Below are 25,601 nucleotides of genomic sequence, written 5' to 3'. Positions count from 1 at the left end.
GCCGGGTAGGGCACCGTTGTGCTGGGAGGCCCCAGCCCCCCGCTCGGCCGTCCCCCGTCACCTGGGCCAGAGGAGCACATCCGCCCAATGGCTTTGAACAGCGGATCTGATCTCGAAGCCAGTGAACAATGCTGGAGAGCACCACCCCGAACTAACGCGTCGCCTGCGTCGAGGATCGCCGAGCAAGATCGTGTTCCAGGTCCGCGGCAGTAGGGCTCACGGAATTTGTGGCGAAATTTTCCGAGGCCACTTGGGGCCAGGGGCTGTCTTTGAGGTCGGCATGGTTCGGTCGGTGATGGTGCTCGCGGTGACTTCGTCTGCCGCTTTTCGCTATCGAGGACCCTTCTTGGCCGACACGGTAATACAGAAGGGTCGGACGACGGTCGCCCTGATCCTCACCGGAGCGTGAGCCGCACACATTCACGAATCGATTGAATCTCTTAACAAGCAGCCCTCCCCTTGCGCCGGTCGCCGTTCCTCGGAGTTAGAACAGCGGGACTGCCCCGGCATTCGTTGACTGCCGCCGCAACCTCAAACGCTGCTTCTGGCGTTCCATATTGCGCAAACTCCAGCCCATCATGGTTTGAAGAGCCCATAGGAGGGTCGCGATGGGGTCGGCGCCGTGCATTTTCGACCACCTTGATTAGACGCTCCATATTCAGATGGGCCGGAAGCACCTCAGGATTCGAAGGCATCCGGGGCGCGTTATCGCAGCGCTAGATGGCACGCCCGGCTTCCCTCTGGGGGATGCCTGTCCGGGCGTTGTGATGTTCAGCCAGCCATTTGGGGGTGGGCAGATGGATACGCCTAAGACATGAAGGGCAACATTTCGGCAGATGTAGAAGTATATGGCAGTTGCTGACGGTTTGGTCATACACTGTTAGGACGTTCGCAGAGAGAGAAGCCATCCATGCCCAGCCCCGATACCGCCATTACCCTGATCTTCAGCTACACAGTCCACGACAAGGCGCTCTTCCAGAGCTACCTCGAAAAGGTCCTTCCCGTGACGGAGGCCGACGAGCCTTATATCCTCGCGTACGAGATCTTCCAGAACGAGGAAGGGGTCTATACCCAGCGTGAGGTGTACGCAGACGGCGACGCCCTGGCCAAGCACTTCGAGCTGACGGCGGACGGTCAGGTCGACTTTGCCGCCGCGACCGAGATCCTCAGCTTGATCGCCTTGGGCACGCCGCCGGCCGGCTGGTTCGAGACGCACCAGATCCCCAAGCGCCGTGACACCACCTCGTCGTAGTTTGCGACTGAGTGACGGGCTTGGTCACGTGGCTGGCCGGCCGAGCGCCTGGGGCGTGTCTCCTAAATCCTGGAGGACTTGTTCGAGATGCTTGATGAGTGTCTCGTACTTCTGTTTTGACTGATGGGCAGTGGGCGCGTATTCAGCCGTTGCTGCCGTCCTCCGCTGGCCGTCGCCGGCGTCCCTTCCGGGACGACCGCCGGGTGGTGGAGGGCATCATTTATCGCTACCGGTGTGGGATGTGCCGGCCGAGTTCGGTCCGTGGCAGACGATTTGGAAGCGTCATCGCCGCTACAGCGGCGACGGAACTTGGGACAAGATCTTGGCCGGGCTGCTGACGGTGGCAGATGCCCGCGGTGAAGTGGACTGGTCGATATCAGTGGATTCAACGGTGAACCGCGCCCACCAGCACGGCACCAACCTTCCCCGCCCCACAGGGGGCCCCGGCGAATTACATGAATCTGTTTGCTGAACCGGACGATCATGCGATTGGCCGTTCTCGGGGCGGGCTGAGCACTAAGAGTCATGCCTTGGTTGACGGGAAAGGCCGGCCACTGGTTCTGTTGGTCGCCCCTGGGCAGGGCGGGGATGCGCCGATGTTCACCCACCTGATGAACCAACTGAAGATTAATCGTGGCGGTCCAGGCAGGCCGCGGACCCGGCCTGACCGAGTCCGCGGTGACGAGGCATATTCCTCCAGGGCGATCCGAACCCACCTTCGCGATCGCGGGATCGTGGCTGTAATCCCGCAACCATCCGACCAGATCGGCCACCGAAAACGACGCGGCTCCACCGGCGGCAGGCCACCAGCCTTCGACAAAGAGGACTACAAAGGCCGCAACGTCGTCGAACGGAACTTCAACATCTTCAAGCAATGGCGTGCGTTGGCAACGCGCTACGACAAACTCGCACTCACCTACCGCGGGGGAGCCGTTCTCCGGGCAGTCAGCATCTGGCTGGCAGCTTTAGCAGACACACCCTAGGCCAGGGACGCAGGTTTCAGGAGCGCGAAGGCGTCATCAAGGACGGTGGCGAAGGGCACAGAACCGTCACGCCGAACCCACTCTGCGAAAGCGACGTCAAGGCACGTGATTGCGGCCAGGGTGAACGCACGGGCCCTAAAGCCCTTGTCCTCGGCAGGACCAGCGAGCGCGTCCCTGACGGCGGGGACGAGAACCGTCATCCATGCGAGGTGCTTCTCGGTGTTTCTGGCCCGAAGTGAGGGGGTAGACATCATGACCCGCATCGTTCGCAGCGACCCCGTCGAATCAGAGTCAGCTATGGCATCGAGGGGCTTGAAGCCCACTCGGAGCGCTTCCCAGACGGGCAGGCTCGTGAGACCTTCGTTCAGGTGCGCCAGGACGGGCCCGACGTGGGCCATGGGGTCCCCGACAACGACATCCTCCTTGGCCGGGAAGTACCGGAAGAAGCTACGCGGCGAGATGCCAACTGCCGCAGCAACCTGATCGACCGTGGTCTCCTCGAAGCCCTGCTCGTCGAATAACACCAGCGCAGCTGCAGCAATTTGCTCCCGCACCGCATCTCGTGTGCGCTGTCGAAGGCCGGCCCCCGCACCCTTGGTCACTGTCATACCGCGAGCTTACCGCCTTTTATGTCAGCCACTGTCGCATCCGAGGCAGAAGGCCATGGGCCCGACGAGGCACTGAAGCCTTCCGCTACGGGTTGGCAGATTACGCACATTATGGCATGAACTGTCAGATAAGGCGTAGGCTGTATTTATGACGATCCACAAGCAGACCATTCAGACACGACAACTCGGCCAGCAGGGACTTGAAACCTCAGCGCTCGGCTACGGTGCGATGGGAATCTCGGTCGCTTACGGCCTGCGAGACGAGCAAGGAGGTGTCACCACCATCCAGAAGGCCTACGATCTCGGAGTGACATTCTTCGATACCGCCCAGGTTTATGGGTGGGGCGACAACGAGCAGATCGTGGGACGGGCGGTGAAGGACTTCCGAGACGACGTCCAGATCGCGACGAAATTCGGCTTCACCCGCGCCCTGGGCGAGGACAGCCGGCCCGAGAACATCCGCAACGTCCTGGACAACAGCCTCCGCTACCTCGGGACCGACTATGTCGACGTGTTTTACCAGCACCGCGTCGACCCGCAGGTTCCGATCGAAGACGTCGCCGGCACTGTCAAAGAACTGATCGACGCTGGGAAGGTCAAGTACTTCGGCCTGAGCGAGGCCGGGCCTGCTACGATCCGGCGCGCCCACGCCGTCCAGCCCGTCTCGGTGCTCCAGACCGAGTACTCCCTGTTCGAGCGTGAGGTGGAGACGATCTTTCCGACCCTCACCGAACTCGGGATCGGATTTGTGCCCTACTCCCCGCTTGGCCGCGGGTTCCTCACCGGCACAACCAAACCCGCGAATGAGTACGACGAGACCGACATGCGTCGCAACGACCCGCGCTGGCAGCCCGGCAACTACGAGAGGAACCTCAAAGCCACCAAGGAGCTCACCGCCCTGGCCCAGAGCAAGGGCGCCACCGTCGCCCAACTCGCCCTCGCCTGGCTACTCGCCCAGGGAGACCACATCGTGCCGATCCCCGGCACACGCAACCCGGACCGTATCGCTGAAAACGTCGGAGCCGTCGACCTTGCTCTCGACCCCGCAGACGTGGACCGCATTGCATCCATCCTCCCGAACGGTTCATTCGGTGCCCGCTACATCGACGGAAGCGTTCCCACCTGGGACTGACTACCCCGGGGCGCCGTCGTCGCCGGGCGGGAGGCGGACGCGCCGAGGCTTGAGAAAGTCCCGGATCTCCTCTGCCTGAACCAGGGCTGGCGTGAAGGAAAGATTCCGTTGGTCAGGCCTTGGAGCGCCCCAATCATGAGCACGCCAAAGGTCAGCGCTGGCGCCAAATCCGAGCATGCTGCCGGAGTAGTCCAGGTTCTCTCCGATCCCAACCGCCTGACGCAGGAATGCTCCGGGAACAATATGCCGACCTGCATGAGACTGCTCCCCGGGAATGGGACCTAACATCGGTCCAGCTCTCAGGGAGCAGTCACATCGCCCCCTTATGGGGGTGCACCGTTGAGTTCCGAGTTTTCGGCTTCCTCCCGCCTAAGTGATGCCGAACCTTACTGTCGGCCGATTCGGGCATATGTGCCCGGCTTGGTCCGCCGGTAAACCACGGCGAGGGCAAAGCCAAGCACGAATATGCCGACGATCAGTGCCATCAAGATGGTGGCGAGGACGTTCGAGCCGCCGACCAGAAGGGGGAAATTGACCCCCGCGAGGACCAGTCCGGACCCCAGGCCGACAATTGACAAGGTCGGGAAGACGACTCTGCTCCAAACCGAGTGCTGTCGGCCATGGCGGCGCAGGTAGATCGGGACTGCGATTCCTGCAACGAAGATCACACCGAGAATCACGAAGCTGGTGATCCCAAGCATCGCCGTGTAGAAGTCAATGGCTTCTATGCCCGTGAAGATCACGACCAGGTTCACGACGAGGCCTGCCCCACTGATCGCAACGGACGAGATGTGCGGCGAGCCGTGGCGGGCGTGCACGCTGCTCAGTTTCTGCGGGAGGATTCCGTCCGCACTCAGGTTAAAGGAGTAGCGTGCTGTGATGTTATGCGCGGCGAGGACCACAGCAAAGGTGCTCGTATTGACCATGACCGTCGCAGCGTCCGAGAGGACGTTCCCGCCGAAGGCTTGAAGGCTCTGGGTCATTGATCCGGTGGGGTCGGCTGTGACCATTTCGATGACCTTGTCGAGGCCGATTGAGTTAATGAACAACAGTGCGGACAGACCGTACACGACCATAGCTAAGGCGATCACGGCATAGGTGACGCGAGGGATCGTTCGGCTGGGATCACGGACCTCCTCACGGAACAAGACGGTCACCTCGAAGCCGCCGTACATCCCGAGAGCGAAGAGCAAGCCCAGAGCGAAGGAACCATCGAACCAGTGAGTCGGGCTCAGCGGCGCTACGGAGATGCCATGATGACCGGCACCGCCGTTGACGAAGACCAGGAAGTCGTAAGCTACGACGATGACGACCTCGAGGAGCAGAAAGATGGTCAGCACCTTTGCTGACAGTTCGACCTTAAGATAGCCCAAAATTGCGCTGGCGGCCCAGAAGATGGAGCCCCAAACATACCAAGGGAGGTCTGGGCCGTTGAGGGTGCCATGTACCAGCTCTCCGAGTACGACACCTCCGAACGCGAAGCTTCCGGCATAKACACAGAAGTATCCCATAAGGGCCACGAGACCGGAGCCGAGGCCGATTTCCCTGCCGAGGCCGGCGGTGATCATGGAGTAGAAGCCGCCGGGCTTCGGCATGATCTTGGACATGCGTGTGAAGCCGACCGCGAAGGCCGCCAGGATGGCCCCTGCAATGATGAACGACACTGGCGTGCCCAGGCCTGCCCCGCTGCTCACCATGATGGGGATGGCCCCGATGACGACGACCAGGGGGGCGTTGTACGCCACTACGCTGAAGAACAGGGAGAGGAACCCCATGTTGCCCTTGAGGTGTGGCTGGCTCGTTGGCTGCACCTCAGTTTTCATTGAACTCATTACGTCCATTTTTCGGTCAGTGCCTTCCAGGAAAAGAATAGTTTGTCCCCGAGACGGTGTCGTGCCTTCATCTCGGGCCGGCAGGTGTGGCTGCTCCTTTAGGAGTGCGTAGTCACTGTCACGAGAGCATGCTCGGTGTTTGGGATCTGCAACTGATTACGATGTTCGTTGCTTGGTCACCCGCTCGTAACTAGATCTTTTACGAACGGGTCTTCTGGACCTTGGCGTCCTCCCAATCGCGAGCGCTCAGCGCCCCGATGTCAAGCTGGCAGCAGAAGCGGAGCTGCACGACTTGGGGTGCACCTTGGCGACGAGGTTCTCGACGTTGCTGCCGCCGTCGAATTCTTTGCCATAGATCGCGAGAGGAGAGGCATAATCCGTGACGTTGGCTGACCCACTCCCCCGATGTGGTCTGTGCACTGGAATAGCCCCAAGTCCTTCCGCGTCGATTGGTTAAACCACCACTTGTCGAAGCATTTCCACTTGGGGAAAAGTCGACTCATGCTGCTGACGTGAAGGCGTTGGATTGGTGCACTGGGGATGGCAGCTCCAAAGTCACTCACGGGACCTAAGGAGGCCACCTTAGGGTACGTAATCAGGGCGAGCCGGCGGGGACGCCTAAGCAGATCCTGACGATGTGGTCAGTACTCGAAAAGTTTCGAGCCAGCGCCACGAGCGGCAGTCCACTACTCCACAGGGCCTACGAACCGCTTCTTCGGATGTCTCCGAATACGTCGGTGGCAACCGCGGGCCAGGCGATCGCCCACCGTTTGATGCGGTGCAGTTGAGCAAGGTAAGAGATCACGACCATATGAAAGGAAAGGTGATTCACACATGACCCATTCGCAGACAGCCACGATTGAGCTCGAACTTGTAGGGCTTGACCACTGGGGAATGTCACCTGATGTTGTCCTGTCGGAGGATAACCAGACTCCGAACAAGGATCTGGCTACTTTTGAGTTGTCAGAAAACGACACGGTGTCAGAGTACAACCTGACGTTGGAGTCGCTTCCTCAAGACGGAGTTCCCGCCGGTAAGTACTACCACTTCCGATGGACCAGTCCCACCTTATACCCGGGTGTCACCAGCAGCGTCTACCTATACCTGCCACACGGGGCGGAGGAGGCGGACTCGGTCAACCTGATGATCTGCCTGGACGGCCTGGATTACACCGGAGAGAAGGTTCGCGCCACCACAGTGCTGGACAACCTTGTACGTTCAGGCGAGATCCCCATGACCGTTGGCCTGTTCCACAACCCAGGCGAGACAGGACCGGGGTACCCCATCTACGGTGGGAGCACCAACCGTGCTGTCGAGTACGACACGGTCAACGAGGATTTCGCCCGCTACCTTGTGGAAGAGCTTTTTCCCATCATTCGGACCAAGGTCCGATTGACCGAGGACCCGCGAGGCCGCGTCATCTGCGGCTTCAGCTCCGGCGGAGCAGGCGCCTTCACCGCAGCCTTCCACCGACCAGATCAGTTCGGGAACGTGATCGCGCACTGTGGCAGCTTCATTAACATCCTGGGTGCGAACAACCTCCCCAGCATGGTCCGGCGGGCGCCGCGAAAGCCGATCAGGGTATGGCACCAGACGGGGAAACGAGACGTTGACATCGTCTACGGCAACATCCCCATCGCCAACCACGACCTCGATGCGGCCCTGAAGTACCGCCGCTACGATTCGATGTTCGTGTACGGCAGCGACGGCCACACCCTCGGGCATGCCGGCGCTGTCTTCCCCGAAACACTCCGATGGATCTTCCGCGACCAGGTTGAAGCCAAATGAATCGCGCTTAGTCGACGCTTCGCTTCAAAGAACGCCTCTTCACAGGCTGAGGGCACCGCAGCACAATCTTAGTTTGGACCCCTGGAGCTACAGGGCCYCGCGCTGGCTGCCAGATTTACTCGATTAGGACCGCGCACCTAATGACCCGCCCAGCACCTCTCGTGTCCACGACTATTCGCCCGCGTCACAATTGTCACTGACGCTTGTGACGCGGGCGACACCTAGCAAAAGAGTCTGGACACTGAAACAACACCAAATCATGGCTCGCCGATTGGTTAAACCACCACTACCTGAAGCATTCAACTTAAGGCAAAATCAATGCACGCTGCTGAATTGAAGGTGTCGAATACTTACAAATCTAGGGAGATCACCTGAGGGTACGTACCCAAACGGAACCAGCGTGGCGCGAAAGCCCAACCTGACGTGGCCCGCAGCCGCCGTCCTCAGAGTGCTTGGTGTTGGTTTCTCAGTGCTTATCACGGCTGAGCTCCAAGTGGTTTGCGATTTCGAGACACGACCTCGACCAGCTTGAAAAGAAGAAAGGGTGTTCCACCATGACCCATGCGCAGGCAACTGCAACCAAGCTCGAACTGGTGGATCTCGACCACTGGGGAATGATGACCAACGACGAAGACTTGGCGAACTCCGTCCCGAGTAAGGACATCGCTACTTACGAGTTATCAGAAAACGACACGGTGTCCGAGTACCGCCTGACATCCGAATCGCTGCCGCAGGAGGGCGTTCCTGCCGGGAAGTACTACCACTTCAGGTGGACCAGTCACACCGTATACCCTGGCGTCACCAGCAGCGTCTACCTGTACCTGCCCCACGGGGCCGAAGAGGCCAAATCGGTCAACCTGATGATCTGCCTGGACGGCCTGGAGTACACCGGAGAGAAGGTTCGCGCCACCACAGTGCYGGACAACCTCGTGCACTCGGGCGAGATCCCCATGACCGTTGGCCTCTTCCACAACCCGGGCGAGACAGGACCGGGCTACCCGATCTACGGTGGGAGCACGAACCGTGCTGTCGAGTACGACACTGTCAGTGAGGACTTCGCCCGCTACCTGGTGGAGGAGCTGTTTCCCGTCATCCGGACCAAAGTCCGGTTGACAGATGACCCGAAGGCCCGCGTCATCTGCGGCTTCAGTTCCGGTGGCGCCGGGGCCTTCACCGCGGCCTTCCATCGCCCGGACGAGTTCGGAAACGTGATCGCGCACTGCGGCAGCTTCATCAACATCCTGGGTGCGAACAACCTCCCCAGCATGGTCCGGCGCACCCCACGCAAGCCAATCCGCGTCTGGCACCAATCCGGCAAGCGCGACGTCGATATCGTCTACGGCAATATCCCCATCGCCAACCACGACCTCGACGCGGCCCTGAAGTACCGCCGCTACGATTCGATGTTCGTATTCGGCACCGGCGGACACACCCTCGGGCACGCCGGCGCAGTCTTCCCCGAAACACTCCGATGGATCTTCCGCGACCAGGTTGAAGCCAAATGACCCAGAACACGAAAGCAGAGGGCATGAACACCACAAACGAGGTTATTGACACGTCAACTTCAGTGCAGGTGACACTTGATGTCCCTGCGCGGATGCGGGACGGCGTCGTGCTGCGGGCCGATATCTACCGCCCTGCGGGGGACGGGTCTTGGCCTACCTTGGTGGTGCGCACGCCTTACAACAAGGCCGGTGCTGCGGACAACGTTTGGAATGGTTTCTCTCCGACAGAAGTGGCCCGAAAAGGGTTCATCATGGTCATCCAGGATGTCCGCGGCCGCTACGCTTCAGAGGGCGAATGGGAACCGCTGCAGCACGAGGGTCCAGACGGCTTTGACACCATTGCTTGGGCCGCCCAGCTTGCCGGCTCCAACGGGCGGGTCGGCATGGTCGGTGGCAGCTACTGCGGGAACACGCAATGGCAGGCCGCGCTTCAGCAGCCGCCCGCGTTGAAGGCGATCACGCCCCTGATGACGTGGACGGAGCCGCGTGAGGCCCTGGTAGCCCGCGGCGGTGCGACGCAGTTCACAGTGATCACATCGTGGTCGCTGGCTGCCGGTTTCGACTGGTTGTCACGTCAGGGCCTGACGGAGGATGAGTTGGCGGCCCGCGTTTCCGCCCTTATTGAAGACTTCGACGGTCTCGAGAAGGACGGCTACTGGGAGTTGCCGGTCACCGAACTGCCCGTGCTGCGACGGCACGGCACGCCGGTGTTCGTAGCGCCGGGCGCAGCCACTGACCTGGAGGCAACCGAGCACATGCGGGTGGCCGGGAGCCACTCCCGTGTTCAGATCCCCAGCCTGCACACTGGCGGCTGGTACGACACCTGCCTGCAGGGAACCATCGACAACTTCACAGCAATGCGCAACCTCGGCCAAGAATCGCGGCTGATCATCGGACCATGGACCCACGAGGACTTCGGCAACCGGATCGGCGCTCAGGACTTCGGAATCATGTCCAGTCGGGACGCGGGAGCCCATCCAAACGGCAAGTGGAGCGATGAAGTGCTGGCGTTTCTCCGCAGCCACCTCACCGACGATGCACCCGTGAGTGCCCCGGCGCCGGTACGGATATTTGTGATGGGACGCAATGAATGGCGGGACGAGGAAACCTGGCCCCTGCAACGCTCACGCACCGAGCGCTGGCACCTGCATGCCGATGGCGGCCTCAGTACGAAGGCACTGCCCATCGGGGCAGGACCGAGTGAGATCAACTACGACCCCGCCGACCCGGTCCCCACGTACGGTGGGCCAATGGCACTCACACCAGGACGAGGACCCCATGACCAGGCACCGGTCGAGTCGCGACCGGACGTCCTCGTCTTCACCTCCGAGGTCCTCAGGGAGGACCTCGAGGTAACAGGGCCGATCCGGGTACGGCTGCACGTCCAGAGCTCAGCGCCCTCGACAGACTGGGTCGCCCGCCTGTGCGACGTGCACCCCGACGGACGATCCTTGAACCTGACCGACGGAATCCTCCGCATAAACCACGGTGCTGACGAGACTCAGGAGATCGAGATCGACCTGTGGTCAACAAGCAACGTGTTCCTGGCCGGACACAGGATCAGGGTGCAGATCACCAACAGCTGCTTCCCCCGGTGGGACCGGAACCTCAACACCGGCGACCAAGCCGGGACGGAGTTCGTCCCCGCACATCAGCGGCTCTACCATGACACCAGCCGCCCGTCATACATCGAACTCCCCATCGTCCCAACGGAAGAGAAACAAGTTCCCCGCACCTAAATGAGTTCAGTGGGCACTGCGCAGACCAGGTGGCCCAGTGCCCACTGACCCGGATCGTACGCCGCAGGCTTACATACCTCCGATGCTATCGATATTCGCCCTGCCCCACACTGTAAAGTCGGGGACTCTGTTTCGCTTTGCAGCTGATTGAGACGGTTACTGAACGCCGTATCCGGAGTTTCTCCCAGCAATCCAGATATGGGGAACCAGCCCTCGATCTACCGGCAGACTGCTGACAGGTGACTGGAAGTGACGCACTTCCAAAACGCCTTGGCCCAACTGGGCGCGAAGCACATCCTGATCAAACCCCGCCACCCTTGGCAGAACGGCAAAGCAGAACGCTTCAACCGCACCCTTCAAGAAGGCTGGGCCTACCGCCAACCATTCACTTCCAACCAGGCCCGCATACACGCCTGCAGCCATGCCAAACCTCTACAACAACCACCGGCCGCACGGCAGCCTCGGAGGCAAACCACCCATCAGCAGGTGCAAACAACCTACTGACTGAGTACACCTAGGGCCCGTGGGCTTTGTCTCGTGGTGACGCCGCAACGGAGAACGTAGCCCTCTAAGTTGAGTGCGGCCCAGAACCCTGGACCTCATTCCAACTGGCCGCCCGATCATATTCACACAACACGCACTCAAAGTTAACGCAGTCTAAGGACTTCACCGAGGTCCTGTACGTTAAGGCCTCCTGTATTAGCCTGCGGGAGGATGAGCAGGTGGAATTCCTAATCTCACGCTGCGTTGAAGGGCCAACCTAACACCCCGCATTCGAAACCGGGATCCGAGACACTCAGTGCCGGGCTACCCGGTGAACAGCGCCCTGGCGGCAAGGGAGGCCGCGAAGCGAAATCGTCGCAAGTTGCTGGTCGCGTTCACGTATGTCGCAATGGATTTTCCGCTGTAGTTCGGGAACCAGCGCCCCGACACTGTCGTGGTAACGATACGGGCGCTTTCATATCCGCTCATGACAAGGACATCTTCGACGCAGTTCCGCCCAGCTTTGTGAGGGCATTAAACCAGGTGGACCGAGCGATATCCCGGTCCCTCAGCTTAAAGTTGCTTGAGCGCGTCAACGCTTCTGGGCCAACGGCGCCGGCCGCTCAACCGGCAGGGATCCTTCAGTGCTACGGGAGTACAACGACCAATCCCAGCTAGGTAACTGCAGTCCACAAAGGGGATGCGGACAGCGCCGCATCCCCTCTTGAGGACAATCCGCCCGGTTACCCCGACCTTAGACCAAGGCCGCCAGGCTCGTTAGTCATGCTGGCAGCGAAAGAAACCTAGGCTACGAGGATTGAGACCACCGCTGCAGCAGAATCTCCGCCAACCTGCCCGCCAGAATTCTGCGCTACGGCGACCTTTGCCGACTCCCGTTGCCGTGCACCCGCTTCCCCGCGCAGTTGTTGAACCAGTTCAAAAATCTGAGCGGTTCCCGTGGCGCCAATCGGGTGGCCCCTGCTGAGCAAACCACCGCTCGGATTGACAGATATCCTTCCGCCAAGGTCCGTCGCACCACTGCGCAACAGTTCCGCAGCACCCCCCGGCGCACAGAACTGCATGACTTCGTAATTGATTAGCTCACCAGGGGCCGATGCGTCGTGAACCTCTGCCACATGGACGTCCTCGGGACCAATCGAAGCTGCCTCGTAAGCCACCTTCGCAGCCCGAGACGAAGCGTTCGGCTTCGTCGGATCTGCTGAGCCCGAAACAAGCGCCGAACTTGCTACCCAAACAGGCCTGAACCTTGAGAGCTTGGACGCCACACGAGCCGAACACAGGACCACCGCTGCTGCCCCATCGCCGATTGCAGAGCACATAGGAAGCGTCAACGGTTCACTGATCATCCGACTTGCCAGCACTTCCTCGACCGTCGTCTCTTTACGAAACTGCGCGAAGGGGTTGAGCGACGCAGCGTGACGACTCTTGACGGTTATTCGAGCAAAATCGGCTGGCGTCGTTCCCGTGGCGTCCATGTACCTGCGAGTACGTTCTGCGTAAATGTCCATAAAAATGGAGCCGCTGCCGGAGCCAACATGCGAGGGCAGTTCTTCTTCCTTGTCTACCGCACCTCCGAACGCTGCGATTGAGACGGTCTTGTCTGCATGGCTCAGCTTCTCCGCTCCCACTGCCAGCACAACATCTGCCTGGCCACTGGCCACTGTCTGCCACGCCAGATGGAACGCTGTGCTGCCCGTAGCGCAAGCGTTTTCCACATTGATTATGGGCTTGCCCATGAGGCCCGTGTTCCTGAGCGCGGCTTGGCCTCGAATCATCTCCTGCCCGGTGATGACTCCAGACGCCGAGTTGCCGAAGTAGACGCGGTCTACTTTGTCCGCATCGATTCCGGCATCCTCCAGCGCTATTCTCACAGCTTCCTCGGAGAGACTCTTCACCGATCGATCAAGAAACTTCCCAAAAGAAGTCATTCCAATTCCAGCGATCGCTACGCGGTCGGTCATAGTTACTCCAATTCACTCTCTCAACAAAAACGAAAAGGCTCCGCTCCAGTGCGGGTTGTTTGCTCAAGTAGCCTTTGGGTAGTCTAACACTTACTGGTTGGTAATCAAGTGTTTGGATCGACTTCCGAATCAGGCGACTCTTGCCAACGTCTCGGTCAGCAGTTTTCCACCGCGACGAAACGCACCTGTCCCCTCACCGGTGCGGGGACGCAAGCACCTGTGTGAGCAGGCGAATTCGGGCACGGAGCCTCTCCCGTTCGGCAATGGAAGGACGCGTTACGCTCAGGCTTCTTGGGCGACGGGCTCGACTGCGACGCCGACAAGTGCCTGCTCGATCTGCGGCACACTCCAGCGGCTACCGTTCTCGAATGTCTCTACGACCCGCCATCCTTCGTAGACTCCGATCAGATCACCCACCACACGGAACATATGGCCGGAGAGGGCGCAGCGCTCGGCCGCCAGGAACGCGACCAGCGGCGAGATATTTCCGGGGTGCCAGCTGTCAAACTCCGTCTCGGATTCGGGCTCCGCAACCCGTTCACTGAGCCCCGGCGTAGACAGAGTCAAGTGGGTCCGCGCAGCCGGCGCAATACAGTTGACCCGTACGCCATACCTCTTGAGCTCTTTTGAAGCGACCTGCGTCATGGCAGCGATTCCTGCCTTCGCTGCGGCGTAGTTCGTCTGGCCTGCCCCAGGCTGTAGACCCGCGGCCGAGGAGGTATTGATAATCGCCCGGTCTGCGGCCAACCCCAATTTTGATTGGTTACGCCAATACGCAGCCGCGTGCCTGCTGACAGCGAAAGTACCCTTTAGATTGACGTCCACCACCGAGTCAAACTCCTCCTCGGTCATGTTGATCAACGTTCGATCCCTCATGATGCCCGCGTTGTTTACCACCACATGGAGGTCTCCGAATTCGCGGATGGCGGTTTCGACCAGCCGCTGGGCGCCATCCCAGTCACTGACGCTGTCAGTGTTAGCCACGGCCTGCCCGCCAGCGGATATGATTTCGGCAACCACGTCATGCGCCGGACCATTGTCCGGGCTCGCTCCCCCAACGTCATTTACAACCACACGCGCACCCTCGGCCGCAAGCAGCAGGGCGTGCTCGCGGCCGAGACCGCGTCCGGCGCCAGTCACAATCGCCACTCTTCCATCCAGAACACCCATAAGCCTTCTCCCATTCATTCGATCGTTCTTTAATACTGATGCTCGAGCGAGATTGTCACGAGCCACGCAGCGATGCACTGAAATTCCACGCAGTTGTGTCGTCGCTCAACTGAACACGCAGGAACTCAGACAGCAAGACTTCACATAAGTTGATTGTGAGAAATRCGAAATGACCGCAGCGGCAACGCCAAAAACTGCCACTCGAACCCTGTCATCAGTGTTGGATTACCAATTACGATGGGCTTGGGCCAGTGTAAATTACCTGGTCGGCAGGAACGTGCCGCCAGGTGTTTCCTTGTGCAACCTCCTCCAGGTAGTGGGCTGCAAGGCCGACAGACCGCGGTGCGACCAGGAAGATTCGCGTCGTCTCCCAGGTGAACCCGAGATCAAGAATGAGAGCTGCAATCGCGCCATCGACGTTCGCTGGGATCTTGCGCCCAACCGCTTGACTCAGCTCGTGTTCCAGGTGGGCCAGCAATGTCGAGTGATGGGAGAAGACCCCTTCTTCCTTGGCGATACCCATCAGAATAGGAAAGCGCGGATCCGCACCGTGTTGCGGATGACCAAACCCCTCAAGAGGGGCACGCCTTGCCCTGCTGTCAGCCACAATCTCCTTGGCGGCTCGCTGCAGCGATTCATCGGTGACCTCGCCATCTTCGGCTATTCGATGAACAACAGATTGCAACTTCAATGCCAATTGTTGTCCAGCGCCACCCTGGATGTCGCCGAAGGTGGTTACTCCGGCTGCAATCCCTACTTGAATGGGAACCCCGTATGACGCGAGCATTCTGGTGATGGTACTCGACGGCGATATTCCGTGTTCCATCACCGAGACGAGTAGAGCATCAAGAACGCGAGCCTGACTAGGTGTTGCACGGTTCCCGGTAAGAACCAGGTACATCATCTCAGAATATGAAGTATTCCCGATCAATTGACTCAGACGGTGTCCCCGAATAATTACATCGTCCTTCTCGACTTCCCCTATGTCAGTTTCCCAAGCATTCGTATCACGTGTGGTCACTTGATATCCTCAGTTCTAGTTTTACCTGTAGTTCAATAGCTTGCGCACCGAATGTTCCGAGCGTGCACGCTGGTTTCCTATATCGCGCCTAACAGCCAACGCAGCGAGGTACCAGTTCCGCGATGCGAGCGTCGTGAGTACTGTGGCAGTTCCCCTAGATCGCCCCTTGCAACTCAGGTTGCCGACCCTCGGAGCCGGCGAGCTAGCAACCCCGTGGACTAATCGCCTCGCTTGCCAGCGTGCTGACTGGCTTGAAAGCGGTACTATGCAAGCAGAATAGCACTTACTGATCAACAATCAAGTCTTTAACGAGCGGGCGGACCAAGTTCGACTGGGAGGTTTTGCGGCAGAGACCAGCCGGACGCTCGAGGGCTCATAGATTGCTAAACGGATTCAGGCATAGCGAAGACTGCGATATGTTCGTGGAATGGCTCCTTCAACTCCGGGTATGCACAAGTCCTCCCCGCCCGCCGACCCCCGCACCGCAGCTTCCCGCGGTGCTGTGGCGCCCACGTCGGGGCGCGTCGAGCGGCTCATGCGAACCCGGCTGCGTGGCGCCGTTGACGGCGCGGTACCCGAATGCACCGGTTCCATGGTCACTGGAGTTTGGTGCCTGGACCATGAGGGGCGCCCAACGGGGTTGACGGCCGCCTCCCTGTTGGACCAAACTCTCGCAACTTCTATCCGCGCCGCCGCCCCGGACCTTACTTGGATGGTCACGACGGAGCTGCAACTGAACTTCCTGGCCCCGCTACCTGCTGACGGCACAGTACTGGAGGCTTGGACCAGAAGCGGCTTCGTAGATCCGAGGGGAGGCGTGTCCTTTGGTAGTCTCCGTGGGCCGGACGGCAGGGAGCACGTACATGCCGTTGGCTGGTTTCAAACAGTCGGACCCACCCCTGCCGGGGCACTTGACCATTTTAACCGTATGGGCGCGCTGCCCTTGGGACCCGAATCCGACGTCACGTTGGACAGGCTGCTTGGCATGCGTAGTCCGGCCTCGAGCCCTGCGGGCGGGAAGCCAGCGAATGCCGAAGGTTTCCTTCGGGGACCGGATTTCCCTGCGGTCGATGAGTTTATGAATCGCAATGGGACCGTTCACGGAGGGGCCATGACCATGATGGCGGGACTCGCTGCCCATGCGGCCACTCCGGCTCCTGATCATTTCGATCTCCAGTCCCTTCGGATGGTGTTTCTGCGCCCGTCCACTGGACCGATTGCTACACGCGCACGAATCCGACATGCAGGCCGCTCCCTGTGCAGCGTGGACGTGGAACTGTTCAGCATCCGTACAACTCCATGGAACCCGGCATCACGTGGCTCAGAAACTGCTCGGCGAGAGAACCTTGACAAGGCCTTCGAAACCAAGCCAGTCGCACAAGCCCACGCACTCTTCCGTCCGGCCCGCTGACCGACCCAGAGTGACCAGGCGAACAGTGCCGGTGACTCTGGACGTCAGCGCACCGGGCGTCTTCCGAACGGGAGGTCCCAACCGGAAATGGTCTTTGAGCGGCCTGTTATTGGGTTTGTTCCTGCAGGTCACGCAGGGATCAGCGGTGATTCCTACCCATGCTTCACTCCATCGGGCTGGAGTTCGTTGGACTATTTGGTGACCTTGCCCATACGGTTTGCGATGGGTGTGGTGAACAACGGTTTGGTCAGGAACCAGGCTGCGGCGATGACCAATAGCGAGATCAGGAAGATGACAAGGCCCCACCAGTCCACCACGTCCCGGTTGCCGTACATGTGGTTTAGGTTCTGTAAGGCTCCAGTGAAGAACACCAGGAACACATGCACCACCGTAAACGCAACGAAGTACAGCATCACCGGAAAATGCCATGCCCGCGCCCATTCCACCGGAAATATCATCGTGAGGCGTCGAGCACGTTCGGGCCACCAAGTCGACATCCGGACGCCTGTCAGAACCGCCAACGGAGCGGCGATGAACACCGTGAGGAAGTAGGCCATCACCTGCAGTGCGTTGTAGTGCACCCAGCCGTTTTCGGCCGGCCAGTCCAGCGAGGCATACTGGAGTGCTGCTGAGAGCATGTTTGGGAAGATGTCCCAACTCATCGGTACGATCCGTGTCCAGTGCCCGCTGACAAATAGCAGAGCGACGAAGATTACCCCGTTCGCCACCCAGAGCACATCCAGAGTCTGGTGCAGCCATTGGGACAGTGATACCTTTTTGGGGCTGTTGCCCTTCGGGGAGAAGAACGAGTTCTTCTTCGCCGTCCAGTAGCCGGGAGGCTTACGCTCCGTACGCACCTGAAGGCCGGTGCGGGCAATCAACACGATGAAGAACATATTGAGAAAGTGCTGCCAGCCTAGCCATGCCGGGATTCCGACTGGAGCGCCCTCCGGCTGCCAGGCGTGCCCACTATAAGACACAACGAACTGCTGCACACCCTCAAGGGTGCGCAGCCAGCGCGCGCCGAACACCACCAGTAGGCCCACAATTATCAATACGACGGCAGCGACGGCGGGCTTCCGCCATGCCGGGCCAGCCACGTTCGCCTTACTGACGGCACCGCCCCGGGCGGCTCCCTCCGTGTCGAGGAGGCGAGTCGAAGAAGTCGCTTTGGCTGGCGGCGGCAAACAACCCGTCGGAGTGGCACCAGAACCGCCCCGTAGCGCAGAATCAATCGATGGTCGCGAGACCCCCTCCCCTTCCGCCGAGTGAGGGGCAGTGCCCATCCGGCGCTTGCGTACAGGAGTATGATCAGCGGCGGACTTCGATTGCTCGCTTTCCTGTAGCGCCCGCTCCGCTGGCAAGTCCATTCCCTGAAGCTGCTCTTTGTTGATCAACGCAGTGACATCATCACTGGTTTCCRGCGGCCATGTCACGGCCGCCTCTACAGCCAGCGAATCGCCCGGCTGCTGCACATGCGTCTGTACGCGCTCTGCAGACACGGGCCCGGCATCGGTGCGCTCGGGCGCTAGCGGCGTGTATCCTGCCATGCGGCGCCGTCTGGGTGCCTGGCTGGGGTCTCGCTCGCTAGTCATAGATCTCGGTCCTTTGCCTGGGTATCAACTTCGGGTTCAAATGGCCGGAAGGCCTCCGTCAGACCATTGCTCATGGTCCTCACTGGGTAGCGGACTGCCCGGCACCGGGGTCAGCTGCGTCGGTTGTTGATCTCTTCGATCAGCTGTGGGACCACTGTGAACACATCCCCGACGATGCCGAAATCCGCGACGTCGAAAATCGGAGCATCCTCGTCCTTGTTGATGGCAACGATCGTTTTGGAAGTCTGCATGCCAGCCCGGTGCTGGATGGCCCCTGAGATTCCCAGCGCCACATAGAGTTGGGGGGTCACCGTAACGCCAGTTTGACCCACCTGGTAGGACTGCGGCACGTACCCGGCATCAACGGCGGCACGCGAGGCACCCACAGCGGCACCCAGCACGTCGGCTAGTTCCTCCACCACGCTGAACGCCTCCTTCGAACCAACACCGCGCCCGCCGGAGACGACGTTCTTCGCCCCTCTCAACATCGGCCTGCCTGCCTTCGCCGCAGCCTCGCTGACCTCATCGACCGTGGCCCCAGTCGCCGTCGTGGTTGATATCTGAGCGATCGTGACCGAAGGAGAGGGGACGGCTTCTGCCACGCCCTCGATGGAGCCCGGACGCACTGTAACTACCATTAGGCCACCTTCCACGGTCGACTCGGTCGTGAAGTCGCCGCCGAAAATTGAGTGGGTAGCTATGAGCTCCTGGCTCTCCTCGTCGAAGCGAACCGCGACCGCGTCAGCGGCTACAGAACCGCCAGCCACAATTGCGAGCCGACCTGCCACAGCGTTGGAATCGTTCGTCGCCGGTACCAACACCAAGCCCGCCCCATACGTATGTACGGCGTCTGCCAGGGCACCGACCAGCGCGGACCCCAATTCGGTGGCGGCACTCTCCGATTCGGCCAGGTACACATTGGCCGCGCCCAAGGTCCCCAATTCAGCGACTAGGTCCCCGGACCGGCCCGGGGCAGTAACCGCCACAGCAACGGGCTTGCCGAGGTCGGCAGCCAACCTAAGCAGGCCAGCGGCAGTGGACTTCGGCGACCCCTCCCGGTTGGTCTCGATCAGGACCAGAACGTTTCCGGTATATGGCATGGTGTTTTCCTTCAGCTGTTTAACTTCTGTGTCAGTAGGGTCCGCTCATGTTCAGATGAGGCGGTTCGCCGCCAGGAACTCGGCCAGCTGCGCAGCCGCGGTGCCGTCGTCGACAACCTTCGGCCCGGCTTGCTTCGCTGGGCGGGCCGACGCCGAGACCATCACCGATGCGACTTCCGGAGTTACGGCGATTCCTAGATCACTGAGCGACCAATTCGCCAGCGGCTTCTTCTTTGCCGCCATAATTCCCTTGAAGTTTGGAAAGCGGGCATCGGCGGACTTCTCCGTGACAGACACCACTGCCGGCAAGGCCGATGACAAGCGAAGAGCACCGCCGTCCACCTGCGCCCGGCCCGAGACGGCGTCGGGTTCGATGACGACCTCATCAAGTCCCGGGAGTACAGGCCACCCGAGGATCTCGGCAACCATTGCTGGAACCATTCCACCCCGACCGTCCGTGGCCGCGTTGCCGGCGAGGACCAGATCCACGCCTCCGAGCATTTCGACGGCGGCAGCCAGCACCCGCGCTGTCTGCACCATGTCGGAACCCGCCAAAGACTCGTCCGAGACCAAAACGGCGGAGTCAGCGCCCATCGACAACAGCTTCCGAATGCTCTTGCCCGCGTCCTCCGGCCCCATTGCGACCACCACAATTTCGATATCTTTACGCGAATCCTTTAGTTGAAGGGCGTTCTCCAAGGCCCGTTCATTGATCTCGTCCGGCACAGACTCGGACGCACCGCGGTCCAGCATTCCGGATTCCAGGTCGATTTTACGATCGGACCAGGTGTCCGGTACCTGCTTCGCCAACACAACTATCTTCATGGAGAACCCTCCTCGGTGGGCTAACGCTTTCGCTTTCATATCCCAATCTACGGGGAGTTAGCGAAAAATACTAGTTGCTCGACAACTATTTTGTTAGATCGCCTGTGCAGAATTGCAAAGGTGGTGCGGTTTCGCCCTTCAGAAAACGAAAGCCACAGCCGACCGGTCAGCGACCAAGGAATGCCGGAATGAGGACCTGAGCCTCGTCGGCGGCCATGCGCTCACCGATAGTCACGGACTCGCGTGCACCCACCTCCGCGCGCGAGAGGCCGAGGCCCTGACGCAACAGTCTTCGGACATCGCCGAGCGCACCCGGAGCCCCGGCAACCCAAGCTGCGACCACCTCTTGCGCTCGGTCCATCGGGTCGACGACCACCTCTGAAACAAGTCCCTGGTCGAGCGCCTGACTGGCATTCAAAGGCCGGCCGGATAGGGCAAAGGCCAGTGCGCGGTGTAGCCCCATGGCGCGGGGCAAGCTGGCGGAAGTGCCACAGTCGGGAGTCAGGCCAATGGAGGGGTAGGCAAACACAAAGCTTGTACCTTCCCCTGCGATGATCACGTCAGCGGCCAGCATGATACCAAGCCCACCACCGGCAACGGCCCCGTGAACAGCCGCCACCACGGGCTTCTCCAGAGATTCGAGAGCCTGCACAGCCGCATCAACCGTGGCCGCCAATTCAGTCAGGAACCGCCCCTGGTCTGGGGACTCCGTGAACGCAGAAATGTCTCCACCGGCGCAGAACCGCTTGCCGTTGCCGGTCAGCAAGACTGCCTTAATCGCGTCGTCCTCCGCAACCCGGCTAACCGCCTCTCCGAGCGCTACGGCTAAGGGCATATTTATAGTGTTGGCCGCCTCCGGGCGGTTGAGCTGCAGGTGTCCGACGCCGCCGACCGTAGTTAAAGTTACGGGCTTTGACATCAGATCCTCCGGAAGAGTGCTGCGAGCGCCTGTCCTCCACCGATGCACATGGTGACAATTCCGAGTTCCAGATCCCGGCGTGCCATGTCCTTGGCAAGGCGCAGCGTCAGGATCGCTCCGGTGGCACCGACCGGATGCCCTAGGGCAATGGCTCCGCCGTAGGGATTGACCTGGGCCGGATCGAGGTCGGCGTCCCGGATGACAGCGACAGCCTGTGAGGCAAATGCCTCGTTCAGTTCAATCGAACCGATATCCTTCGGGGTGGTGCCGGTCTTCTCGAACAAGGACCTCAGAGCCAGCGTGGGTGCGTACCCCATGAGTTCGGGTTCCATGGCGGCCGTGGCCACCGCCTCAAGACTAACCAAGCCCTTCAGGCCACGCTGAGCAGCGACGGACTCGCGAGCAAGGACGACGGCGGCGGCGCCGTCGTTGATACCCGATGCATTACCGGCCGTGACTGTCCCACCAGTGGCAAATGCAGGACGCAATCCCGCCAAGGTCTCCATGCTTGTCTCAGGCTTGGGGTGCTCATCCTTGTCAGCTGTGAAAGGCTTTCGACCCGCGACATTGACTGGCGTGATTTCCTCGGCGAACGCTGCCTGGGCCTCGGGCGTAGCGGCGCGGCGTTGTGATTCGACAGCGAACTCGTCCTGTTCCCGGCGTGAGACGTTGTATTTGCTGGCGACGTTCTCGGCAGTGACTCCCATGTGGATGCCGTGCAAGGGGTCGGTAAGCATCATGAGAGTGCCATCGCTGAGGGAACGGTCGCCAAGGCGGTAGCCTTGGCGCGCGCCGAAGTCGTAGTACGGCATCCTTGTCATGGACTCGTTGCCGCCGGCCAGAGCGAAGTCAAGCTGGTTCCACTGCATTTCCATGGCTGCCGACCAGATTGCCTGCAAGCCGGAACCGCACAGCCGGTTGACGTTGTAGGCCGGAACACCCGTTGGAAGTCCCGCCGTGACAGCGACTCGCCGCGCGTTATACGCGTCGGCCCCCACCTGGCCAATGCAACCCATGACGACTTCGTCGATGTCGTCGCCGGTAACATCGGCGCGTTCCAGGGCTGCCCTGCTGGCCGTCGCCCCCAACACATGGCCGGGAACATCCTTGAAGATGCCTCCGAAGCTGCCAATAGGGGTGCGTGCACCGTCCAGGACGATGATTTTCTCCACGATTCGTTCTCCGTTGCTCTTAAGATGAATTGCTGGTGTGACTTTGGCGGTGAAGACCAAGGGCCCCTTGCCAGGATGGAAAAGTCGCATTTTCCCGACTGATCAGGAACTTGACTTTCGAGTTCAAACCCACTGGGTGAAACTATCCACGGTCTCCCGCGGCGTCACGAGTGAGTTCACTGGCGCCGACTCATCGGCGTAGCCAAGTGACATACCGCAAACCAGCGTTTCGTCCGCACCAGCGCCGATGATCGGCTTAATTGTCGACTCGTAGTAGTTCCAAGCCGCCTGCGGGCACGTGTGGAGGCCCCGAGCCCGGGCCATAAGCATGATGTTCTGCAGGAACATGCCGTAATCGATGAGCGATCCTCGCCCCATGACCTTATCGACCGTAAATATCAGCCCCACGGGGGCATCAAAGAAGCGGTAGTTACGCTGTAGCTGAGCGTGCATCTTGTTCTTCTCGCCCCTGCCGATGCCGAGAAGGTCATACAAGCTCCAGCCGTTTTGACGACGCCGGTCGATGTACGGCGAGACCCATTCAGCCGGGTAGAAGTCGACCTTGTCGCGGTGCTTTTCGGCCAAGCCCGGATCAGAAAAGACCGCGTCGTCCACAGCGCACACTTGGTGGACAAGGTTATCCCGCTGATCGCCCTGAAGCACATACACCTTCCACGGTTGCGTATTCGTGCCGGACGCGGATTGGCTGGCGACGCGTAATATTTCTTGGATGTCGCTTCGGGCGACGGATTTGTCCGGAAGGAATGCCCGGCACGAGAAGCGGCTCTCGATGGCAGCTTCCACACTCGCGGGGTCCTGCACTTCAGTCGTGACGCGTGATGATATCAACGCACTTCTCCTAGCAGTGTCTCGATTTCGGTAGTTCTTGCTGAAGGCCTTCATTGGCTATCAGGTGGACTCCGGCAGATCGGCGGTAGCATCGCGCCGGCCGAACCGCCCTGCAACTTCACCTGCAGTCTTCCCAACGTTTTTGCAGCGCAGTGCCGTTCCTGCGCCTAGACGGTGCCCGCTTTGCGCAGTCCTGCGATCTCCTCGGCCGAGAGACCAATAAGTTCACTTAGAACCTCGTCCGTATGCGATCCCAGTTCGGGAGCTGGTCGCATCGCAGGCGCTGGCGTTCGGTTCAGCCTCGGCTGCGGTGCTGGCATTTTGAGCGCACCGTACCGCGGATTCTCGACGGTGGCGATGGTGCCCCGCGCTTGATACTGCGGATCGACAACGATGTCCTCGATCGAGTAAATGAGAGAGTACGCCAGGCCCTTTTCATCGAGGATCTGACAGAGTTCCGGAATGGGCCGAGACTTGATCCACTCCCCCACGAGTCGATTTATCTCCTCGATGTTGGAGATGCGATCCGCGTGAGTGGTGAACCGATCATCACCGATCAGCTCCGGTATTGCTTCGCACAGGCGGCGGAACATGCGGTCCGAGGATACTGTCAGGACGATGTGGCGCCCATCGATCGTTTCGAAGTGGTCCCCCGGCGCGGCCGCGAAATGAAGGTTCCCTGTGCGCTCGCGCCTGTCGCCAAACTTATCGAACGCGGTCACCATCACATCAGTGAATCGGAAGACCGTTTCATACAGCGAAAGGTCGATCTGCTGGCCCTTACCACCGCCAACGTCCCTGTTGTACAGGGCCACCATCGTCCCGAAAGCTGCAAGCACCGCTGTCTGGTAGTCAGCGATGGCAACGCCAACCTTCACGGGAGCCCGATCCGGGTAGCCTGTCGCGTTCAACACCCCGCCCAGCGCCAGACCCATTCGGTCATAGCCCGCTCGAGAGGCATATGGGCCAGTTTGTCCGTACCCGGAGACGCTGAGCATTACCAACCCGGGGTTCACCTGTTCTAGGTCTTCCCAGGCAAGGTTCCATCGTTCCAAAGTACCTGGACGAAAGTTCTCCACCAGGACATCGGCTTTCTTCACCAGCTCCTTCAGGATCCGTTGCCCCTCGGGTTGACGTAAGTCCAGCGTGATCGACTTCTTGTTGCGCCCCTCGACGTTCCACCACAAGCTCTCACCATCGCCCAAACTCGGGCCGATATGACGCAAAGTGTCTCCCTTGCCGGGTTGCTCGACCTTGATCACCTCAGCACCGAAATCGGCCATCAGAGTTGCAGCCACGGGTCCAGCGACCATGGTGCCGACATCGATCACTCGTATGCCTGACAACGGTCCTTTGACGTTCTGTTCCATAGATCTCATTCCTCAAATCTTGAATACGCAGGTGAGGGGCCTCGGCCCGGGACGCATCGTCGTCTATCTACCCTGAAACTGCGGAGGACGCTTTTCCCGGAATGCCGCCAGCCCTTCTACGCGATCGGCAGAGTGGCTATAAACGTTTACCAACGCCCGTTCGTAGCGCAGTCCGATTTGTGCCGGCTGATCCAGAGAGTCATTTAGCGCCTGCTTCATTTTTGCCAACCCAAACGGGCTTTTACCGGCAAGCTTGCTGGCCAGTGCCGATACCGCGTCATTTAGGCCTTCGCCAGGCACGACCTGGCTTACCAAGCCCATCGCCAGCCACTCGCGGGCGCTAGGCATATCGCCCGTGAACATCAGATACTTGGCATTGTTAAGGCCGATCTTGCGCGGCAAACGCACTGTGGCGCCCGCCCCAGGGAACATAGCGTAATTTGAATGGGCGTCGCCGAGGACCGCCGCCTCCGCCGCGATCACAACGTCGCACGCCAGCACCAATTCCAGACCACCGGCGATAGCGATACCATTAATCGCCGCGATCACAGGTTTAGTGCACTCTTCGATGAGGTTCGTGAGTTCACCAATTTTCTTCACAAAACGAGCACCCTCTTCGGTACTGCGCTTTGCACTGTCCTTCAAATCCGCGCCGGCACAGAAAGCCCTACCAGTTCCAGTGAGGACAATAACCCGCACATCTGGATCTTCATCAGCCTCCTGAATGACCTTGGTTAGATCATCAACAAGCGACGCGGTAAGCGCATTCAATGCCTGCGGCCGGTTTAGCCTTAGCCACAAGACGTGCTCGGTCTGCTGCAGATGAAGTTCGTCCGTCTCCGTTGACAGCTCTATAGACATTCGT

At 60.2% G+C, this 25,601-nt stretch carries 20 protein-coding genes and 2 pseudogenes; 9 read left to right on the top strand and 13 right to left on the bottom strand.

Annotated features, from left to right (window positions below; all coding sequences use genetic code 11):
* Window positions 1-910: 910 nt before the first annotated feature.
* Together AB4Y87_RS22180 and AB4Y87_RS22175 are read left to right on the top strand one after the other, a co-directional pair.
* Window positions 911-1,252 (top strand): hypothetical protein, encoded by a 342-nt coding sequence (locus tag AB4Y87_RS22180; protein WP_442006414.1) that lies wholly within the window; start codon window positions 911-913, stop codon window positions 1,250-1,252.
* Between the two features lie 98 nt (window positions 1,253-1,350).
* Window positions 1,351-2,235, top strand: a pseudogene (locus tag AB4Y87_RS22175) (IS5 family transposase).
* On the opposite strand, the gene AB4Y87_RS22170 reads toward AB4Y87_RS22175, so the two are convergent.
* Window positions 2,232-2,843, bottom strand: coding sequence for a TetR family transcriptional regulator (locus AB4Y87_RS22170; protein WP_442006413.1), 612 nt, complete (start codon window positions 2,841-2,843; stop codon window positions 2,232-2,234). The pseudogene AB4Y87_RS22175 and the gene AB4Y87_RS22170 sit on opposite strands and share 4 nt — an antisense overlap.
* Window positions 2,844-2,991: 148 nt before the next feature.
* Here AB4Y87_RS22170 and AB4Y87_RS22165 point away from each other — a divergent pair, with 148 nt between their 5' ends.
* Both AB4Y87_RS22165 and AB4Y87_RS22160 read left to right on the top strand, forming a co-directional pair.
* Window positions 2,992-3,975, top strand: coding sequence for an aldo/keto reductase (locus tag AB4Y87_RS22165; protein ID WP_442006412.1), 984 nt, complete (start codon window positions 2,992-2,994; stop codon window positions 3,973-3,975).
* A 135-nt stretch (window positions 3,976-4,110) separates the two neighbouring features.
* Window positions 4,111-4,260 carry a hypothetical protein gene (locus AB4Y87_RS22160; RefSeq protein WP_442006411.1) on the top strand — a complete coding sequence of 50 codons (150 nt, stop codon included), beginning with the start codon at window positions 4,111-4,113 and terminating at the stop codon, window positions 4,258-4,260.
* A 101-nt stretch (window positions 4,261-4,361) separates the two neighbouring features.
* Here the strand turns inward: AB4Y87_RS22160 and AB4Y87_RS22155 are convergent, their stop codons facing one another.
* Window positions 4,362-5,807, bottom strand: coding sequence for an APC family permease (locus AB4Y87_RS22155; RefSeq protein WP_442006410.1), 1,446 nt, complete (start codon window positions 5,805-5,807; stop codon window positions 4,362-4,364).
* 834 nt (window positions 5,808-6,641) lie between these two features.
* On the opposite strand from AB4Y87_RS22155, the gene AB4Y87_RS22150 reads away from it, so the two are divergent.
* From AB4Y87_RS22150 to AB4Y87_RS22135, 4 genes and pseudogenes are all read left to right on the top strand, one after another.
* On the top strand, window positions 6,642-7,595 hold the full coding sequence (locus tag AB4Y87_RS22150) for an alpha/beta hydrolase (protein WP_442006409.1): 954 nt from the start codon (window positions 6,642-6,644) through the stop codon (window positions 7,593-7,595).
* Between the two features lie 554 nt (window positions 7,596-8,149).
* Window positions 8,150-9,100: an alpha/beta hydrolase gene (locus AB4Y87_RS22145; RefSeq protein WP_442006408.1), complete on the top strand. Its 951-nt coding sequence runs from the start codon at window positions 8,150-8,152 to the stop codon at window positions 9,098-9,100.
* Window positions 9,101-9,123: 23 nt separating this feature from the next.
* A complete protein-coding gene (locus tag AB4Y87_RS22140) occupies window positions 9,124-10,839 on the top strand; it encodes a CocE/NonD family hydrolase (protein ID WP_442006407.1) in 1,716 nt (571 codons plus the stop codon).
* 276 nt (window positions 10,840-11,115) lie between these two features.
* A pseudogene (locus AB4Y87_RS22135) lies at window positions 11,116-11,347 on the top strand (integrase core domain-containing protein); the annotation flags it as partial.
* Between the two features lie 778 nt (window positions 11,348-12,125).
* On the opposite strand, the gene AB4Y87_RS22130 reads toward AB4Y87_RS22135, so the two are convergent.
* From AB4Y87_RS22130 to AB4Y87_RS22120, 3 genes are all read right to left on the bottom strand, one after another.
* Complete coding sequence (locus AB4Y87_RS22130) at window positions 12,126-13,304, bottom strand: thiolase family protein (RefSeq protein ID WP_442006406.1); 1,179 nt, start codon at window positions 13,302-13,304, stop codon at window positions 12,126-12,128.
* A gap of 282 nt (window positions 13,305-13,586) precedes the next feature.
* On the bottom strand, window positions 13,587-14,474 hold the full coding sequence (locus AB4Y87_RS22125) for an SDR family oxidoreductase (RefSeq protein WP_442006405.1): 888 nt from the start codon (window positions 14,472-14,474) through the stop codon (window positions 13,587-13,589).
* A 232-nt stretch (window positions 14,475-14,706) separates the two neighbouring features.
* Window positions 14,707-15,495 (bottom strand): citryl-CoA lyase, encoded by a 789-nt coding sequence (locus AB4Y87_RS22120; RefSeq protein WP_442006404.1) that lies wholly within the window; start codon window positions 15,493-15,495, stop codon window positions 14,707-14,709.
* 427 nt (window positions 15,496-15,922) lie between these two features.
* Between AB4Y87_RS22120 and AB4Y87_RS22115 the strand changes: the two genes are divergently transcribed.
* Entirely contained in the window at window positions 15,923-16,906 is a 984-nt protein-coding gene (locus tag AB4Y87_RS22115) for an acyl-CoA thioesterase domain-containing protein (RefSeq protein ID WP_442006403.1), read from the top strand.
* A gap of 191 nt (window positions 16,907-17,097) precedes the next feature.
* Here the strand turns inward: AB4Y87_RS22115 and AB4Y87_RS22110 are convergent, their stop codons facing one another.
* The 8 genes from AB4Y87_RS22110 to AB4Y87_RS22075 all read right to left on the bottom strand — a co-directional run bounded on the left by AB4Y87_RS22110 (window position 17,098) and on the right by AB4Y87_RS22075 (window position 25,597).
* Complete coding sequence (locus AB4Y87_RS22110) at window positions 17,098-18,501, bottom strand: cytochrome b/b6 domain-containing protein (RefSeq protein ID WP_442006402.1); 1,404 nt, start codon at window positions 18,499-18,501, stop codon at window positions 17,098-17,100.
* 110 nt (window positions 18,502-18,611) lie between these two features.
* Complete coding sequence (locus AB4Y87_RS22105; RefSeq protein WP_442006401.1) at window positions 18,612-19,601, bottom strand: electron transfer flavoprotein subunit alpha/FixB family protein; 990 nt, start codon at window positions 19,599-19,601, stop codon at window positions 18,612-18,614.
* Window positions 19,602-19,652: 51 nt separating this feature from the next.
* Window positions 19,653-20,426, bottom strand: coding sequence for an electron transfer flavoprotein subunit beta/FixA family protein (locus tag AB4Y87_RS22100; RefSeq protein WP_442006400.1), 774 nt, complete (start codon window positions 20,424-20,426; stop codon window positions 19,653-19,655).
* 166 nt (window positions 20,427-20,592) lie between these two features.
* Window positions 20,593-21,345, bottom strand: coding sequence for an enoyl-CoA hydratase/isomerase family protein (locus tag AB4Y87_RS22095; protein WP_442006399.1), 753 nt, complete (start codon window positions 21,343-21,345; stop codon window positions 20,593-20,595).
* On the bottom strand, window positions 21,345-22,520 hold the full coding sequence (locus AB4Y87_RS22090) for a thiolase family protein (RefSeq protein WP_442006424.1): 1,176 nt from the start codon (window positions 22,518-22,520) through the stop codon (window positions 21,345-21,347). Before AB4Y87_RS22090 ends, AB4Y87_RS22095 begins: the two co-directional genes overlap by 1 nt.
* Window positions 22,521-22,640: 120 nt before the next feature.
* Complete coding sequence (locus AB4Y87_RS22085) at window positions 22,641-23,366, bottom strand: nitroreductase (protein ID WP_442006398.1); 726 nt, start codon at window positions 23,364-23,366, stop codon at window positions 22,641-22,643.
* Between the two features lie 167 nt (window positions 23,367-23,533).
* Window positions 23,534-24,736, bottom strand: a complete 1,203-nt coding sequence (locus tag AB4Y87_RS22080) for a CaiB/BaiF CoA transferase family protein (RefSeq protein WP_442006397.1) — start codon at window positions 24,734-24,736, stop codon at window positions 23,534-23,536.
* 63 nt (window positions 24,737-24,799) lie between these two features.
* Window positions 24,800-25,597, bottom strand: a complete 798-nt coding sequence (locus tag AB4Y87_RS22075; RefSeq protein ID WP_442006396.1) for an enoyl-CoA hydratase/isomerase family protein — start codon at window positions 25,595-25,597, stop codon at window positions 24,800-24,802.
* Window positions 25,598-25,601 lie beyond the last annotated feature (4 nt).

The sequence above is a fragment of the Paenarthrobacter sp. RAF54_2 genome, from assembly GCF_052113945.1.
GTDB lineage: Bacteria > Actinomycetota > Actinomycetes > Actinomycetales > Micrococcaceae > Arthrobacter.
Note: the sequence above shows the minus strand (reverse complement) of the source record. Positions and strands in the feature narration are given on the sequence as shown.

Bases quoted from the DNA above. Each gene is read 5' to 3' on its own strand.
- AB4Y87_RS22180 (WP_442006414.1), top strand. From the start codon at position 911: ATGCCCAGCCCCGATACCGCCATTACCCTGATCTTCAGCTACACAGTC.
- AB4Y87_RS22170 (WP_442006413.1), bottom strand. From the start codon at position 2,843: ATGACAGTGACCAAGGGTGCGGGGGCCGGCCTTCGACAGCGCACACGA.
- AB4Y87_RS22165 (WP_442006412.1), top strand. From the start codon at position 2,992: ATGACGATCCACAAGCAGACCATTCAGACACGACAACTCGGCCAGCAG.
- AB4Y87_RS22160 (WP_442006411.1), top strand. From the start codon at position 4,111: ATGAGCACGCCAAAGGTCAGCGCTGGCGCCAAATCCGAGCATGCTGCC.
- AB4Y87_RS22150 (WP_442006409.1), top strand. From the start codon at position 6,642: ATGACCCATTCGCAGACAGCCACGATTGAGCTCGAACTTGTAGGGCTT.
- AB4Y87_RS22140 (WP_442006407.1), top strand. From the start codon at position 9,124: ATGAACACCACAAACGAGGTTATTGACACGTCAACTTCAGTGCAGGTG.
- AB4Y87_RS22130 (WP_442006406.1), bottom strand. From the start codon at position 13,304: ATGACCGACCGCGTAGCGATCGCTGGAATTGGAATGACTTCTTTTGGG.
- AB4Y87_RS22125 (WP_442006405.1), bottom strand. From the start codon at position 14,474: ATGGGTGTTCTGGATGGAAGAGTGGCGATTGTGACTGGCGCCGGACGC.
- AB4Y87_RS22115 (WP_442006403.1), top strand. From the start codon at position 15,923: ATGGCTCCTTCAACTCCGGGTATGCACAAGTCCTCCCCGCCCGCCGAC.
- AB4Y87_RS22105 (WP_442006401.1), bottom strand. From the start codon at position 19,601: ATGCCATATACCGGAAACGTTCTGGTCCTGATCGAGACCAACCGGGAG.
- AB4Y87_RS22100 (WP_442006400.1), bottom strand. From the start codon at position 20,426: ATGAAGATAGTTGTGTTGGCGAAGCAGGTACCGGACACCTGGTCCGAT.
- AB4Y87_RS22095 (WP_442006399.1), bottom strand. From the start codon at position 21,345: ATGTCAAAGCCCGTAACTTTAACTACGGTCGGCGGCGTCGGACACCTG.
- AB4Y87_RS22080 (WP_442006397.1), bottom strand. From the start codon at position 24,736: ATGGAACAGAACGTCAAAGGACCGTTGTCAGGCATACGAGTGATCGAT.
- AB4Y87_RS22075 (WP_442006396.1), bottom strand. From the start codon at position 25,597: ATGTCTATAGAGCTGTCAACGGAGACGGACGAACTTCATCTGCAGCAG.